The sequence below is a fragment of the Spirosoma endbachense genome (assembly GCF_010233585.1).
GTDB lineage: Bacteria > Bacteroidota > Bacteroidia > Cytophagales > Spirosomataceae > Spirosoma > Spirosoma endbachense.
On record NZ_CP045997.1, the window covers coordinates 7,458,813 to 7,474,584 of the forward strand.

12 protein-coding genes are annotated in these 15,772 nt (G+C 48.2%); 3 read left to right on the plus strand and 9 right to left on the minus strand.

Going from position 1 to position 15,772, the window contains the following annotated elements:
- Window positions 1–85: 85 nt before the first annotated feature.
- Window positions 86–361 (minus strand): hypothetical protein, encoded by a 276-nt coding sequence (locus GJR95_RS30345; protein WP_162389428.1) that lies wholly within the window; start codon window positions 359–361, stop codon window positions 86–88.
- Between the two features lie 315 nt (window positions 362–676).
- On the opposite strand from GJR95_RS30345, the gene GJR95_RS30350 reads away from it, so the two are divergent.
- A complete protein-coding gene (locus GJR95_RS30350) occupies window positions 677–4,750 on the plus strand; it encodes an FG-GAP-like repeat-containing protein (protein WP_162389429.1) in 4,074 nt (1,357 codons plus the stop codon).
- Window positions 4,751–4,895: 145 nt separating this feature from the next.
- On the opposite strand, the gene GJR95_RS30355 is transcribed toward GJR95_RS30350, so the two are convergent.
- A complete protein-coding gene (locus GJR95_RS30355) occupies window positions 4,896–5,414 on the minus strand; it encodes a hypothetical protein (RefSeq protein WP_162389430.1) in 519 nt (172 codons plus the stop codon).
- Between the two features lie 389 nt (window positions 5,415–5,803).
- Here GJR95_RS30355 and GJR95_RS30360 point away from each other — a divergent pair, with 389 nt between their 5' ends.
- Window positions 5,804–6,013, plus strand: coding sequence for a hypothetical protein (locus tag GJR95_RS30360; protein WP_162389431.1), 210 nt, complete (start codon window positions 5,804–5,806; stop codon window positions 6,011–6,013).
- A 133-nt stretch (window positions 6,014–6,146) separates the two neighbouring features.
- Here GJR95_RS30360 and GJR95_RS30365 read toward each other — a convergent pair whose 3' ends face one another.
- The 4 genes from GJR95_RS30365 to GJR95_RS30380 all read right to left on the minus strand — a co-directional run bounded on the left by GJR95_RS30365 (window position 6,147) and on the right by GJR95_RS30380 (window position 10,169).
- Window positions 6,147–6,542: a hypothetical protein gene (locus tag GJR95_RS30365; protein WP_162389432.1), complete on the minus strand. Its 396-nt coding sequence runs from the start codon at window positions 6,540–6,542 to the stop codon at window positions 6,147–6,149.
- 66 nt (window positions 6,543–6,608) lie between these two features.
- The gene (locus GJR95_RS30370) at window positions 6,609–7,469 is read right to left on the minus strand and encodes a DUF4190 domain-containing protein (RefSeq protein ID WP_162389433.1); all 861 of its coding nucleotides are present in this window, start codon (window positions 7,467–7,469) and stop codon (window positions 6,609–6,611) included.
- 167 nt (window positions 7,470–7,636) lie between these two features.
- On the minus strand, window positions 7,637–8,272 hold the full coding sequence (locus GJR95_RS30375; protein WP_162389434.1) for a response regulator transcription factor: 636 nt from the start codon (window positions 8,270–8,272) through the stop codon (window positions 7,637–7,639).
- Window positions 8,273–8,342: 70 nt separating this feature from the next.
- Window positions 8,343–10,169 carry a tetratricopeptide repeat-containing sensor histidine kinase gene (locus tag GJR95_RS30380; protein ID WP_232540906.1) on the minus strand — a complete coding sequence of 609 codons (1,827 nt, stop codon included), beginning with the start codon at window positions 10,167–10,169 and terminating at the stop codon, window positions 8,343–8,345.
- A gap of 444 nt (window positions 10,170–10,613) precedes the next feature.
- Here GJR95_RS30380 and GJR95_RS30385 point away from each other — a divergent pair, with 444 nt between their 5' ends.
- Window positions 10,614–11,825: a DUF6371 domain-containing protein gene (locus tag GJR95_RS30385; RefSeq protein ID WP_232540907.1), complete on the plus strand. Its 1,212-nt coding sequence runs from the start codon at window positions 10,614–10,616 to the stop codon at window positions 11,823–11,825.
- A gap of 414 nt (window positions 11,826–12,239) precedes the next feature.
- Here the strand turns inward: GJR95_RS30385 and GJR95_RS30390 are convergent, their stop codons facing one another.
- The 3 genes from GJR95_RS30390 to GJR95_RS30400 all read right to left on the minus strand — a co-directional run bounded on the left by GJR95_RS30390 (window position 12,240) and on the right by GJR95_RS30400 (window position 15,644).
- Window positions 12,240–12,731: a hypothetical protein gene (locus GJR95_RS30390; RefSeq protein WP_162389436.1), complete on the minus strand. Its 492-nt coding sequence runs from the start codon at window positions 12,729–12,731 to the stop codon at window positions 12,240–12,242.
- 55 nt (window positions 12,732–12,786) lie between these two features.
- A complete protein-coding gene (locus GJR95_RS30395) occupies window positions 12,787–13,176 on the minus strand; it encodes a LytTR family DNA-binding domain-containing protein (RefSeq protein ID WP_162389437.1) in 390 nt (129 codons plus the stop codon).
- Between the two features lie 1,079 nt (window positions 13,177–14,255).
- Complete coding sequence (locus tag GJR95_RS30400) at window positions 14,256–15,644, minus strand: hypothetical protein (RefSeq protein WP_232540908.1); 1,389 nt, start codon at window positions 15,642–15,644, stop codon at window positions 14,256–14,258.
- Window positions 15,645–15,772: the final 128 nt, after the last annotated feature.

The following is a 15,772-nucleotide window of genomic DNA, read 5'->3' on the forward strand; positions in this document are numbered from 1 at the left end:
TTAACCCCTTAAAAATAGTTTAGCCAACTAATAGTATGGGGACGAAAGCTATCAATATGGGGACATTTTCAAACACATCAGACGCTTATATAAGCTGTAGTGTAAGCTGAGGAGTTGTTGCCCTGCCTTGCAGCTTCTGATTGAAGAAACGACCAACGTATGCAGGATACGTTCGGTGATGGCTGAATGAACCCTCGATGGCTATAAGCCGATTGGTAAACAACTGGTAGCGCGTCTCTAGCCTGTATAGATACGCTCCTTTCTGATCTAGATAGCCTGCAAAGTGAGGATAGAAGGAAACGCCCGATTTTTGCAGAAATCGCGCATTCTGATATGCCAGGCAGTAAATGCAAGAATTCAAGCCCGTAATTTCTCTCGGCGAACTGCTGAGTATATTTACTAGGTAATGAAAAAAGTTGATATGTAGTACATCTAATAAGATCGTATTTACGTATATACCCCTGATTTTTTGTCTGATTGGCTAAAATCATGCCCTTTCTGTTTATCCTCGACCAACTTTCTCTTCGGCTTATGACTACACCAGTACATCTCTTTGCCCCTCTGGCAGGATTTTCAGTAAGTCCTTCACCTGCTGGGCATTAGGCTCCTTTTATTTATCCGCCAATCAATTCATAGCAAGTCAGTTGTTCACTCCCTTTAACTCAACTCCTTCTGTATGTCCTCTTTTCTACCGTTCGTTTTTCCTCAGTGGCTGGCGATCTATTGCCGCGCTCAAATGTTCTGGCTGGTTTATTTACTAGTGGGTGGACTGTTGATAATCCCGTCCAGGCTTGTAGCCCAATGCTTTCTACCCGCTACCAATTATGGGGTAGGCACTGAACCCCGATCGGTGACGGTGAGTGATGTCAACGCCGATGGTCATGTGGATATCATTTCAGCGAATAATACCAGTAACAATGTCTCCGTGCTGTTGGGGAAAGCGGAAGGAGGGTTTGCCTCAGCGATCAACTACCCGACAGGGATTAATCCTCGATCAGTAGTGGCCGGGGATGTGAATGGAGATGGACGACCAGATCTCATCACGGCCAATGCTACCAGTAACACTGTGTCAATATTACTGGGAGATGGAGCCGGAGGCTTTGCGTCCCCTGTCAATTTCCCAGTAGGGTCTGCACCTGTTTCGGTAGCGATAAGTGATATCAACGCCGATAGTCATCTGGATCTCATCACCGCCAATTATAACAGTAACACTGTGTCAATATTACTGGGAGATGGAGCCGGAAGCTTTGCTACTCCTATGGACTATCCAATAGTGGATTCTCCATTTTCGGTGTGGGCGGCCGATGTTTATGGAGATGGTAAAATCAGTATTGTCACGGCGAATGGTTTTAGTGACAACGTATCGATACTCCCCGGCGTGGGGGATGGCAGCTTCCGCCCGGCAGTAAACTGGGCCGTTGGAGACGGGCCTTCCGGCGTAGTAGTGAGCAATATCAACGGCGATTTAAGTCCCGATATCATCACCGCCAATTCATCGGATAATTCTGTGACGGTACTTCGTGGGCAACTTGGAGGAGTCTTTTCGGCGACCAGCTATCCCGTTGGGGCAGTGCCTTTTAATATGACAGTAAGTGATGTCAATGCCGATGGGCATCTGGATATTATTTCAGCTAATAATTTTAGTGACAATGTCTCCGTGCTGCTGGGAAATGGAGCCGGAAGCTTTGCGGCTGCGATCAATTACCCTGTAGATGATCAACCTTACTTTGTCGTGGTCAGTGATCTTAACGCTGACGGTCGTCCCGATATCATTACCGCCAATGCTGGCAGTAACAATATCTCGGTGCTATATGGCAGTACGCCAGTAGTCATCACCCAGCAGCCCGTCAGCAGTTCTTCGGTAGCCGCCGGAGCCAATGTGCGGGTACAGGTGGGTATCAGTGGCACAACCACCAGCTTGCAGTGGTATAACCAGGCCGGTATTGTCAGCGGGCAAACATCAGCTACCTTGACGCTCAATGGAGTCACTGTCAGTCAGTCAGGCAGCTACTCACTGGTGGCAACCAGTGCCTGCAACTCCCTGACCACGAATGCCTTCACGCTCACCGTGAATAACCCACCGGCTGCCCCGTCTGTCATCACACCGGCTAATGGGGGGATTTTCAACGACAACACACCGGAGTGTAGCGGAACCGCTCCAGCCAACAGTACGGTCTTGGTGTATATCGATAACGTGCTGAGCGGCACGACTACCGCAGGCCAGACAGGCAACTGGAGCTATTCTCCAGCTACTCCGCTGACCGATGCGCCCCATACGGTTCATGCCATCGCCCGACTCAATGGCCTCGATAGCCCTCTCAGCAATACCAACTCCTTCCAGCTGGATACCTCCCCTCCCGAAACGTCCTTTTCGACGACTCCTCCGCTGATTACCAGCAGCACCTCGGCACTGTTTAGATTCTCCAACTCTGAAGGCGGCTCCACTTTCCAGTTTAGTCTGGATGGGAGTGAATATCAACAGAGATCGTTTAGTAACCAGTCCTATTCGGGGCTGGTGGAGGGCGACCATACGTTCCGGGTAAGGGCTGTCGACCAGGCGGGTAACGTGGACCCTACACCGGCCACCTACACCTGGACAATTGACACCACCCCGCCCAGCGTTACCATCAGCTCCTCGGCGGGGCCATCGGGCAGTACCATCACCGGCCCTATTACCCTGACCCTTGCCTTCTCGGAAGCCGTCACAGGGGTTGAGACCGGCGATCTCAGCCTTACCAACGCCACGGTGACGGACCTGGCGACCCTGGATAATATTCGCTATACGGGGAGTCTCACCCCGACCAGTCCGGGGGCACTCTCCGTGAGTGTGCCCAGCGAAGTGGCCCAGGATGCGGCCGGCAACCTCAATAATCCGTCTAACACCTACAGCCTGAATTACCAGCCTGGTCCCAGTCTGAGTGGCTTTGCTCCACTGAGTGGGACCGTTTGCGCGGGTAGTCCCCTTACGTTCACCGCGACAGTGGGCAACCTGACGGGAGCCTATAGCTTCACGCTGACCAACGGGCAGGACACCCCCACGACAGGGAGCTCCTCAACCGGTGCTTTTCAGCAAACACTGACGGCTTCTGATTCGGGATCACAAAGCTATACGCTGACGGTGAGTGCCAATGGGATGAATGCCTCGGCAACAGCATCGGTACAGGTCAATGCGCTACCGGTAGCTACCCTGCAAAACAATGGACCCCTGACCTGCGCCCAGACCAGTGTGACCCTAACCGCCAGTGGAGGAGGGACATACAGTTTTGGTGGACCCACTGGCCCCATTACCGGCAGCGGCAACTCGGCCACTGTGAGTCAGGAAGGGGTTTACTCGGTTACCGTACTCTCGGGCAGTGGCTGCTCAGCGGTGGCATCAACCACCGTTACCAGTAACACCGCTGTGGCTGCGCCCGGTCTGCAAGCCTCGGCAACCTCGACTTCCAACCAACCCGTCTCCGTGACCGCTACGGGTTGTGCGGGAACAGTGAACTGGTCACCACAAGGAGGAGGTACAGGTCAGGCAAACGGTACTATTTATACCTTTAGCCAGCCGGGCAATTATACGCTCACGGCTACCTGCTCGGTAGGCAACTGCACCAGCCCGCAAGCTAGTCCGGTCAGTTTGCAGATCCTGCCGGGTGGCTTTGCCATTACCAAGGTGACAATGGTCAACTGCCAGCTCATCGATGAAGCCAAGGGTGGCTATCAGGTCCAGTTTACACCCCAATACAGCGGTCAGAATGGGAATCCCATCAGCTTCTCGGTGGTCAACGAGATGCCCACCACAACAGCCCCGGCACCTTATTCGCTTAGGCTGTACAATGACAATCCGGTGATCACGCTGGTGGCTAATCAGGCGGGTAATCCAGAAGCGCGGTTTGCTTACAACTGGCTGGCTTCCTGTCAGACGGGCAATGATCCGAATAATCCACCCACGACGAATGGTATTGCCAACCAGACCATTCTGGTGGGTCAAGCTTATCAACTCCAGTTAACCAACTACTTCTCTGACCCCGATGGGCAATCGCTGACCTATTCCGCAACAGGCTTACCGAGTGGACTCTCGGTCAATGGCGGCTTGATCAGTGGCACGCCTTCCAGCACAGGCGTTAGCAGCGTTCAGGTTACCGCTCTGGATCCGGGTGGTTTGTCCGCCCAAACCAGCTTCCAACTCACGGTGAACCCCATGCCAACTTCGCCAGCGGGCTTTACGATTGTGGGTGTTTCGACGGTGAACTGTGAGGTGGTGAGCTCTGGCCAGCGACGGGTAACGTTTACGCCCCAGTATGGCGGGGTAGACAGCTCACCCATTAGTTTCTCGGTCATCAATGAGATGCCGGCTACCACTAATCCAGGGCCGTATAGTCTGAATCTGTACACGGATAATCCGAGTATTATCCTGACGGCTAAACAGGGGGCATCGGTAGCCAGCTATGTTTACAACTGGCTTTCGATCTGCACGGCACCTACCCGAGTGGGCGCAGCAGAAGTTGGTACTGGCTTACAAGTGCAGGTGTTGGGCAATCCGGTGGAGGGTAAATCTGTTGAGGTCGAGATTCGTGGTGTGTCAGGCCAATCAGTGCAGTTAAACCTGACGGATCTTCAGGGTCGGGTCCTGCATCAGCAACGGCTTGATGAAGCGGATTCACTGGAGCGGGTGAGTGTGCCCATTGGTACGGGCAAGGGGCTCTTGCTCTTACAGGTCAATACGGCTACCGAGCACCAGCAAGTGAAGCTCCTGAAGCCATAGTGTGTATTCATTTACTATCGAAAAATGCCCGGCCAGCTTGTGACCGGGCATTTTTATTAGAGCCTACCCAATGGGCATTCATCCTGTAAAGTCAAAATGGAGCTTCTGCCTGAACGCCTATCTTTCCCTGTCCCTTCAGGATGTATTACGCACCTGGCGCTGCCGAAGTGGGCGGGTTAGACTCAAAAATGCGGTTTAGCAACCGACGTGCTTTAACGGCTTCAAAGGCGAAGCCACCCGTGAATAGCAGGTAGAGAAAAGCCATCACCTGAAAAGGTATTTTAAGGGCTTCATCGAAATGGCCAATGGTCATGAAGCGATAGACAAATGAAACCAGAAAAAGAAGTGCACAGAAACACAACACAATGCCAATGATCAGTATAATCGGATGTAGACTCATAACGATACGAATCTGTAAGCCCGTTTTAGTAGGTAGAAAATGACCATAAGTTGTGGGTAAAAATGAGTTTCTGTAGTGAATGATGCGCTCGATACAGAAGTCATTGTTCGAAACGATTCCTCTAAATTCCTGTGAGCTTGTATCCCAGGAGAAAAAAAACTGTCGTTGGGCCGACGAGACCTCGCTCGAAAGCCTGGTCAGCGCTTCCTGCTGACTTAAGGGAGTGTGGATTATAAATTTCCAGTAGGGGAAAAGTGGAATCATAGTTGTGTAAAAAAGCAATCAATGCGAGGCCGATTCGTAATTGCTTAGTCGTGATGGCTGACATCTTAAGAAACGCAAGGCTTTATTGTTCGAAAAGGTTATACAGATCGTTTGGCAGTTGCTCGCAATAGAAAGCAGCTAACAAAGGCCCATTTTAAATGAAATAGAACCAGTTCTTTCGCTTCGAGCCGTGCCACCGCAGCCGCGGACGGTCGCAGCCGCGGACGGTCGCAACCGCGGACGGTCGCAACCGCGGATGGTGGTTTATTAATCGTCATCAGTAACCGTGGCACGGCTCGAAGCGAAAGGTAGATGTGATTCCATTACCACTATCCACAACTTTTAGGCTTGTTTTTTGCTTTATCTATAAACAGTAAATAACAACGGATATGAAAAAGCAAAAAGCACAGAAAAAAAAGGCAGAACAATTTAGCCAACATTATTCTGGCCCTGGTACAGCCAATAAGCACCGAGGAGCCGACTCAACTCCCAGAAATGGTATTCTCATGCACATTGACGAACTAAGAAACCGGCTCAAGAGGCTCCAGACAAGATTTGGTGTCGATCCCAGTTTACTCCCGGAGATTGTTCATGGATAACTTCAGAAATATAAAAGGGGCTTGATCGTATAGATCAGGCCCCTCAACGTAAAAAGACTGGGTAATTAACCCGGTGAATTAAATCGAAGTAAGCATTTGTGGGCCAGGCTGTTTGTCGCCCGGAAGAGATTCCTTATTTTTTTGCCGATATTGAAAAACTACTATTGATATCGGAATAACTCAACGAAAAATTAGTGCCGTCAATTGATCCGATTCGCGTCCCGCTTTCTACGATATCATACGAAGACCCACTTGACTTACTGATGGATACTATTCCTCCATCAACATTAGAGGTCTGTCCATTATTGGTAATGGAAAACGATATCGCTAGTTGATTATCACTGTCTTTCGTCACATTTACCCGGCCACTAACACCTGACCTCGGAATCAAGGTTACACCATCATTTACAAAATTGGTAATTTGATAGGTACCGGCCAGGTCCGGTTCAGGGTCTTTCTTGCCAATTTTTTCAGGCAGACAGGCGATCACTAGCCACAATAAGCAAAGGGCAATCCAAACGTTTTTCATGTGCTGGATGGTTAATGGATTAAGTTAATTCCGTATCTGGATCAGACCAGATAGCAACTAATGCGCCTATAGAAGCATATATAGCAGGATAACACCGGCCGCTACGATACCCGCAATCATTCCGCCGAGCGCTAATCCTTTCCCTTTAAACCGGGCTGGTTCTTTGCGAATGCGCGTTAAACTGAGCGCACCAAACACAATGGCTGCTGCTCCTAACAAAAAAGCACCGTAGCCCGTCAGAATGGCGAGTCCCCCGGTTGCAATGGCCACAATAGCGAAGGGGTCCGTTTTTGGGCCGTCATTCTGGGAGTTAGTGGGGCTGTCGTAAGAGGCCCGACTTCCTCCTGATGAGCTGGTATTGTATGAATTAGCGTTTGTACTGAAGCGTTCGACATCGCCATTGGTATATTTTATACTCAGCACATCGCGTTTGGAAATGGTATAATCAGGACCATCCGGCCGATCACATTTCTTGTATTTAATCTCATTGACCCCTATTTCCTTGATCCTGGCCTCAATGACATCGCCACTGCGCAGTACAATCTGGTCGCACTGGGGCGGCACGGTTTTGTTGCGGTGCGGCTGCTTACGTTGACCCTGGGAAGGAGTCTGGTCGACTGCGGTTACGTCTGGATGTGAAAACGTGTTGTCTGCTGGTTGTTCCCAGATGGGTTTTGTAGAAACAGGAACTTCCTCTTTCAACGAAGCCGTTATCTGAGGCTCAACGGGTGGGTTTACCGTGGAATTAGTGACTGCTATCCGCTGATGGGGTACGCGGGGTGTCGGCGTGAAATAGGCATAAGGGGCGCGCTGGCAGGATGAAAAGCTACCCAGTGCAGTAAGTGCTATTAGAAGAACGCTTAGCTTATACAGGGATGAAATCCTAACTGGTAGCGATGTAGCCCTTGTTAGAAAGAGTGTTTTCATAACCGATGGAAGTTTTTTGGAGTGATTAGCGTCAATCACCAGGGCAAAACTATCGGCCAGCTCCAGGGCTAACAATACTGCATTTGTATGATTTTTTAGAGCGAACCGCTGATAGAACGAAGCCGAATTATCACGTTTACTGCGGGATATTGACGTGCACTCGCTCTTTATCTTTGCCTTAGGTGCCTGTTAACGGTATCTGCCTGAGATTGTAACTGAAGCTTCTGGTAGATCGTGAAAATGTGTTTCCGCACCATTGGTGAGCTAATGAAAAGGGCATTCGCTACTTCTTTATGGCTGTAACCCTTCGATAGGCGATCCAGGATTTCACGCTCACGGGGCGTCAGTACGTCCGGTGTGTTGGGCGTGATCGTGTTGCCGGAAAACGAATCGGCGGTTTTTCGGGCAATAGTACTGCTCATGGGTGCCCCGCCTTCGTCCAGTTCGATGATGGCGTCGAGAAGTTTGTGAAGAGGACTCCGTTTGAGAATATATGAGTTAGCCCCTGCTTTAAGCGCGTCAAAAACAGTTTCGTCTTCGTCATACATGGTGCACATCATAACCCGGATGTTCGGGCACAGGTCTTTCAGCTTCTGAACGCAGTCGATACCATTCATGCCCGGCAGGTCAATATCCATCAGGACAACGTCGACACAATGGGGCGGTAAATAGGCGAGTGCCGACTCCGCATCCTCGAATGTAGCCTGAACCCTAAAGCCTTCCGCCCCATCGACCAAAATAGCTAATGACTGTCGTATCGGCTCATTACCATCTACGATAGCCACAGTAATGGGTATTTTCATCCGGCAATAATGGCCCTTTTCCCGCGTCGATGAAATACTGCATTTGTAGTATTTTGTCGGCCTTCTCCGGTCAGTATGGGTACATGATTTGTACGCACGTACCCTCCGGCGAAGACTTAATCGCGAAACTACCACCCGATTCGCTCATTCGATTTTTCATATTCCCCAGCCCGTTTCTGAATCGGGTACGCTCGTTCTGAACAAACCCCTGCCCATTGTCGATTACCTCAATGACTAACTGATCCGCTTCTGGCCGAATAATGAGCGATACCTGGGTAGCCTGCGCATGTTTGACTACGTTATTAAGGGCTTCCTTAACGGTCAAAAATATATTTCGACGATCTCCTCCCCGTATGATAATCTCCTGAGGTGATTCGTTAACCTGTGCCTGTAGCAGCAAATTCGTGTTGTCGAAAAACTCACTGGCATAAGACCGAATATAAGCGATCAAGCCATTGAGGTTATCGTTTTTGGTGTTTAACGACCAGATGATCTCATTCATGGACGTGACCATATCAGATGAGATGCTCGAAATTTTCTCTATTTCGGGCGTGGTGTTGGGGCCCATTCGGGTTTTAATTACTTCACTCAGTAACCCAATGGCCGTGAGAGATGCCCCCAGATCATCGTGCATTTCTTTGGAAATCCGGAGTCGTTCTTTCTGCTGGCCCTGCAACTCTGATTGCGCCACAGCCAGGGCATGAGCGCGTTCGGCCGCCAGCAGGGCATTGGCAGCTGTGCGCTGACGCTGACGAAAGTAGAGATAGGCAAATCCCAGAACAATTACGACTACGATCCCGGCCAAAGCCGCAATTAATAGCCATAAGTTCTGGCGTTGCCTTGCCTGCTCTAACTGGTCGATCCGGCGCTGTTTCTCGGCTAGCTTCTGCTTAGCTTCTGCCTGACGAAGTTTTAGTTCATAGTTTTCCAACAGCTCTTTAGCCTCAATCGACGAGAGCGAATCCTTTGTTTGCATGTACTTATCATACCAGGGAATCGCGCCTTTATAGTCACCCAACCCCATACTGGTATTGGCATATTCGCGGTAAATATTTCGAAATTCGGATAGGCCCACCTTGTGTTGCTTTGCCAACCCATAGGCTTTGTCGAGCAACGGCCTTGCCAGACTAAATTGCTTCATCTCGTTGTAGGTCTCTGCTTTTCCGGCTAATAAATGCAGCTCCTGAAGGGGGTTGTCCAGCTTACGATTCATCTGCAGTGCCCGCTGATAGTAGTAAAGTGATGAATCGAAGTGGGCTTGTTCTTTGTGCAGATTCGCCATGTTTCCGTACAGGCTTATCAAAAAATGCATGTCCCTGGTTGGATCGAGCAACGCCTTCGATTTCCGAAAGTAGACCAACGCCATATTCAGCTGGTTTTGTTTCATGTAAACGGTTGCCATGCTATGATAATCCAATGCCAGGTCCAGGTCGCTACTTTTTGCTATTAAATCGTACTTGAGTGCGCGACCGAAATAGTCTAATGCCTGCGGATAGAGCCTCTCACTTTCGTAAATAAGCCCTAGATTTTGGTAAAGAACCGATGCTTTCCGGCGGTTCTTATGGGCCAGCATGAACGGAGCCGCCTTTTCGAAGAACTTAATCGCTTCTTTGTTCCTGCCCTGGGATTTAGCCGACTGCGCCAGGGCAAAGTAGCATGTACTACGATACTGCTCAGACGTATCCCGTAACGCTTTTTTTAGCGCATCCCCGGCCAGTTTATAGGATTCATCATGGCGTCCTAGTAAGTCGAGCAGGTAGGCTATCAATCGAATACTTTCAAAATACCCCTTTGTGTACCCGATCTTATTCGCAAATACAGAAGCCTTCTGGTAATCGCGGAGGGCCACGGCGGGTTGCTGCAACTCAATCGCTTCTGCTTTTTTTAACAGAGCCATGATGTAGCTGGTATCGGAAGGGTTGGGCACCGACTGACCGAAACTAGTTACATGATCTAGAGTCAGGAAAAGGCTTACGATCAGAAGACATTTGACCAACATACGTATGGTTATTCAGCTAACATTGGATTGCAAATATAGAAGGCAGGTTGTTTACTGGGGTAAGCTGAAGCGGCTAAAGTCCGGGCTAACTATCGCTGACATCGCCAGCTTCCAGAGGTAGTAAAAATGGAAAATCTGTTAAAGAAGCAGTAAACTCATTCGTTGTTCTCCCGGCTATTGTTCGGGCATAAAAACGGTTCGATACGAACAGCCCTGTTTTAATCGGGATATTATTAAGCTGTTATGGCTGTTATACAACACTGCCAAGGTCCAAATCTATGGGGCATACTCCGGGAACAACTTCACCAACAAGACCAATAGCAGCATGACCACTAAAAACAAATGCTTAGTTTTACGTTGATGGATGCCCGTTCGTATCGATATCACCTTCCTCCCAAAGCAATAAAGTCCGATTGTCCTGCCTGTGGGCCCAGGCATCGTCGGACGCTGAGCCGTTATGTCGATCGGTTAACTGGTGAACCCTTGCCCGATATCTACGGACGATGCGATCGGGAAACCAACTGTGGTTATCATTTGAATCCCTACCACAAAGAAGCTTCCGGGCTGTCCTATTTTGAGCAGATGAAGGCCCGGAATAGTCTTAGCCCGTTACCAAAAATATGGTTTAAGCAGGCGGCTAAAAAGAAGTTTGAGGGCGAATCGAAGCAGAACATTGTTACCTGGCTTATTCAGCAACAGGGCGCTACCCTTGACCAGGCCGAACGAGTGGCGGCCTTCCTGTTCGATCAACCCGAAACACGCCCCATACCGCAGGTAACTTCTCAAACTCAACTCTGTACCATTCCTGAAGAGGTATTGGAGCAATCATTAACGAAGTACGAACGAAATCAGTTTGCCTGGCTTCTGCGTCGTCATTTTGGAGACCAGGTAGCTGATGATCTACTAAAACGGTTCAAGATTGGTACGTCATCCCGTTGGCCGGGAGCCTGTGTGTTCTGGTTCATTGATGAGCTAAACCGCATACGCGGGGGGCAGATCAAGCTCTTTGATGAAACGTTTCATACCGTCAAATATGTCATCAAAGAGGGCGAGAAACGCAGCCGAACGAGTTGGGTTCATTCGGCCTATGCCCGGCGCTGCGATCGGCAGAACCAGCCTTACCCGGCCTGGCTGACGGCTTATCTGGATGAGCGGAACCAGGTGCAGAAGTCGCCCTGTCTGTTTGGCTTACCGCAATTGCTGACAGCGCCCCTTCATCAGCCGGTAGCGATTGTCGAGGCACCCAAAACGGCTGTAATCTGTACACCGTATTTCCCCGGCTTTATCTGGCTGGCTGTTGGCGCGTTGTCCTATCTTAATGCGGAACGGCTGGCGCCCCTACGAGACCGAAAAATAGAATTATTTCCTGACCTCTCGCCAGACGGGAGTGCCTTTGAGCGTTGGAACCGGGTCGCGGGTGAACTTTTGGCTCAGGGCTTTCACATCACGGTATCCACTTATCTGGAAGACAATGCTACTGATGATGAAAAAATGGCTGGGGCTGACCTGGCGGATTTCCTGCTCGAACCGTGGCAGGGCGATACCCCTAACTGAATTCTTGTCGCAGAAATAAAAATCCCTGTCCAGCCAGTAGCCGAACAGGGATGAGAAAAGTTTTCATGATGTTATATCCAACTCTATAGAGTAGGCAATAATTGTGCCATAATGATTGGTGTAACTCGCTCATTGACAGATAAAAGAGGAAAGCTCTGTTTCGCGATAGCCACAAATGCCTTGGCTCACATTCCAGAGTTATCCACATACGCACTATAGTATGTGGATAACTCTGGAAAAGACTTACAGGAGGACTTTAGCTGATTCAGGTACGGTACTCTTTTAACCTGAAACCAGTTGTTTATTAGTATTTTACGCCCCAGGTGAGGAGAATCTACAGTATTTTGTTAAAACCAAGTGTGATGATCTGAGACAACTGTAGAACGCTGAAAAGGTAGACCAGTTCCTGAACGCCTATATTGGATCTTTTTGATATTTATACATTATTGCCCCTTGTAGGGCTGATTGTAGTTTTCTGGCTAGATCGTCCATATACAAAAAGCCCATTCGCTGTAGCGAGGTGTGGCCTTTGGTGTAAGAAATGAGAACGCTTTTCTCTGAAACTGATTCGTTTCCTTGATAACTAGTATCCAGAATCCGGCCAGTCAGTTTTACAATTCCCGTATTAACCGACAACTGCCCTTTAAATACATATCCTTTGCCAGCTAGTGTTGAATTGCTCTCCGAACGCATTAACAAAACGTCACCGTCGGCTGTAAAGGAAATATGCTGTGACCGCAACACTTCAGTAATGCTTTGGTAGGCATCCTTATCTGCCAGATTCGTAGATAAGACAATTGCATTGGCTCCCTTAAAAGGTCCTGACTGTGCCCATGAGCCGATCGAAATAGAGCAAACCAGTAAAGCAAGCCAGTGGCTTGATCGTAAATAGAAGAAGTGTTTCATAGAGTTGGGTTACTTGGATTAAAAGGTTACTCTTCAAAAGCTTTGGTACTTAAAATCAAGCCAACCGGGCAAACGATGCCGCGCTTTCCTGCTGGTTTTGAAGCTGTGCCAGTTTCGCCCGAATTCCCTGCACCCGTCGCCGGGCAACCATTACAGGACCATCATTGGCTAACATGAATTCTAATGACCGACCATCGAGTCTTTCTATTGACATAATATGACGATGATTGATCAAGGTGGATTTATTGGCTCTTAGAAAGCTGGGTAATTGCTTTTCAAACAGCTTTAGCGTCCAACTGGAAACAATGGGGTACTTTTCTCCAAGGCGATAAATTAATGTATAATTGCCATAGCCCTTACAATGCGTTATAAGTCCAATAGAAATTGGCTTAACGATTCCTGGAATTTTAATTGTCTGATCGGTTTGGTGTGTTTGCTTGTTCATGGATGGTAGTGAATGATAGGAAACTGAGTACTATTAACTAGTAATAAAGGTCCCGCTTATGGGAAACATGAGGAAGATAAGCTGATCATGGACAAGCTTAGCTTCAACATTCATAGTAACTGATTGACCAGTAATTGTATCGATTACTGAGCAAGTCTTTTTTTGAAAAAGTCAAATCCAGCATAGGCGTAAACTAAGACAGCGCTTGTTTTCAGCAGGGTTTCGACATGGTTGGTCGTATAAACTATTGTATTGCAATAGCTTAGGTATTGTGCTGGTGCGAAAAAGTACCCAAACAGACATATAGTGAAGCTTGTAGCTACACCCAGGATAATCAGTCTCTGTCGCATAAAACGGTTAATAGTTGAGGCTTAACTCATTTCTCTATGATGAGAGAAGGTAGGCTGGACAAAATTTCAATACACAAAATGTTTGCCAGTGGTTTTTACTCAAATGTGCCTGTGTTTGCCAATTCCATTGACAAACACATAAAAAATGTTGTGGAAAGCCAATCCAGCCCCATTAATTAGTACGTATATAGCATGAAATTCATGGTTTATCTATAGTTTATATGTATTGGTGACGGATTGTCAATTTGGGACTTGAGGAGTATTTTCTACACCGGCGACGAACTGTATCTACATACTAAAAATGTATAATTATTTAATTAGTCTAAATTAACGGGTAGTCCTATACGTTTTCGATTAAAATATCTATTTCCAATCAGCAAATCCGGAAAATCATAGCCCTATACGATAGCTAATTTTGTACCTGTTGATTGCTTTTTTGACCGCAGGTACAAGGGCTTAATTTGTTTTTACTGATGCTTGATCAGGTCCGTTAAGGCCGGGCTATACAATTACGTTACGACTCAAGCTGGAAAATCCAAAAGATCCAGGCGTCAATATAGTGTGTTTGTGTAAGTTTTTGATAATTAACCACTTGTATTGAGTGTAGTTTCTCCATAAGAAATTAGAATACCAAAACCCGCTGGTATTTAGGCTTGATGGCAAAAGCATTTAAATTGACTCTGGCTACATGGGCTGTCAACTGGTGTGAAGTGTAGTCAATTCAGCTTTTTATCTCCTTTTTGCTAATTGCCTGACCAACTGTTTTAGTTCGCGAATCTCTGCCTGCTGCTGCTGGCTGATTTTTTTCAATTGAATACTATACAAAGTCAACTCCTCGACCTTCTCTAATAGTTTGGCCTGCATCTTACCGATGTCGACGCCCTGTTTAACGACTTCTTCTGCCGATGGAACACCCGGCAAGTGCTTGTGTCGGTGAATATAGTGTGCTACTTCATTTAACGATTTTAACTTATAATCGGCAGCAAAGACTTTATCCGACCAGTCGGCCTCTGTCTTCACGGAGAATCGCCCGGCCTGAGCCAATACAAGCTGTCCTGACTTATTAACAGTCAGGACCTTCTCGGTTGTCGTTAGTTGAGCTGGGCTGTCGGCGGTTATTCGGCTTAAACGAACCCCTGATTCGTGGTCCGTTCCACTATTCACCTCCAGACGAGTTGTTGGCGCAGCGGTACCAATACCAACGTTGGCATCTTTACCCAGTGAAACCGCATTGCTGACAGCTACCTGCGCACCCGCACCTATGGCCGTAGCATTGTGCAGATTTTGGGCAATGGCGTCGGCATTAGCCCCTAAAAACGTATTGCGGGAACCGTTGGCATGATTGCCTGTATTATACCCGATATAAACGTTGTCGTCTGCATTAGCACTTCCCGGCCCGGCTCCATTGCCAACAAATGTATTATGGTTCCCCGTGCTATTGCCCTTTCCGGATGCAGTGCCAAAGAATGTGTTTCCTGTGCCGGTTGTAGTTGTATAACCGGCCTGATAACCAACAAACGTGTTGGAATCCGCTAGGGCATTATAGCCGGCCTGATAACCCAGGAAGGTGCTTTTCTGACCAGTCTGATTCTTGTAGCCTGCCTTGGAACCGAGCATTACATTGCCTGGAACAATATTGTTGTAACCTGCCGAATCACCAATCAGTACATTATAATTCGAATTGTTGGTATATCCTTTGTAGCCCGCAGATGCGCCCATATAGATGTTGTAAGAACCTTTTGACCGCTCAAGGTCTGAACCAAGCCCACCACCAAAACCAGCATTGACACCAATGGCTATATTTTGATTACCGCTTAACGAGTATCCCGCATAGTACCCCAGGTAAGTGTTCTCGTTACCCGTTGTGCGTAAGCCAGCAACGGCACCGATAAGCGTATTGGCAGCACCTCCATTGAGCGTACCTGCGTTTTGCCCAATGAACACATTGTTTCTTGCCGATGAAACCTGAGCGCCAGCCGCTGAACCAATATAGGTGTTGTTTGAGCCTGGTGTAGCTGATAAGGGTGCCGCAATGATTAAATTATTTTGCGCCCGAATACCGCCAGAAATGATCAGGCTTAGACTTGCAGCGAAGAGGCTACCGTAAAGGTGTTTCATGAAGTGTTGACAGAATGTGGGAAGAAAGATAAGCTAACTGCAAAATAGCTAACCGAACCGCTTCTGCCAAGTAGTAGTATCTTAATTGACCGATAAATTATGATTACTGGAAAGTGGTTACAATTAAT

Excerpts from the sequence above, each read along its gene's own strand:
- GJR95_RS30385 (WP_232540907.1), top strand. The coding sequence starts at position 10,614 with ATGCTTAGTTTTACGTTGATGGATGCCCGTTCGTATCGATATCACCTT.
- GJR95_RS30395 (WP_162389437.1), bottom strand. The coding sequence starts at position 13,176 with ATGAACAAGCAAACACACCAAACCGATCAGACAATTAAAATTCCAGGA.
- GJR95_RS30400 (WP_232540908.1), bottom strand. The coding sequence starts at position 15,644 with ATGAAACACCTTTACGGTAGCCTCTTCGCTGCAAGTCTAAGCCTGATC.
- GJR95_RS30355 (WP_162389430.1), bottom strand. The coding sequence starts at position 5,414 with ATGATTCCACTTTTCCCCTACTGGAAATTTATAATCCACACTCCCTTA.
- GJR95_RS30365 (WP_162389432.1), bottom strand. The coding sequence starts at position 6,542 with ATGAAAAACGTTTGGATTGCCCTTTGCTTATTGTGGCTAGTGATCGCC.
- GJR95_RS30375 (WP_162389434.1), bottom strand. The coding sequence starts at position 8,272 with ATGAAAATACCCATTACTGTGGCTATCGTAGATGGTAATGAGCCGATA.
- GJR95_RS30350 (WP_162389429.1), top strand. The coding sequence starts at position 677 with ATGTCCTCTTTTCTACCGTTCGTTTTTCCTCAGTGGCTGGCGATCTAT.
- GJR95_RS30370 (WP_162389433.1), bottom strand. The coding sequence starts at position 7,469 with ATGAAAACACTCTTTCTAACAAGGGCTACATCGCTACCAGTTAGGATT.
- GJR95_RS30360 (WP_162389431.1), top strand. The coding sequence starts at position 5,804 with ATGAAAAAGCAAAAAGCACAGAAAAAAAAGGCAGAACAATTTAGCCAA.
- GJR95_RS30390 (WP_162389436.1), bottom strand. The coding sequence starts at position 12,731 with ATGAAACACTTCTTCTATTTACGATCAAGCCACTGGCTTGCTTTACTG.
- GJR95_RS30380 (WP_232540906.1), bottom strand. The coding sequence starts at position 10,169 with ATGGCTCTGTTAAAAAAAGCAGAAGCGATTGAGTTGCAGCAACCCGCC.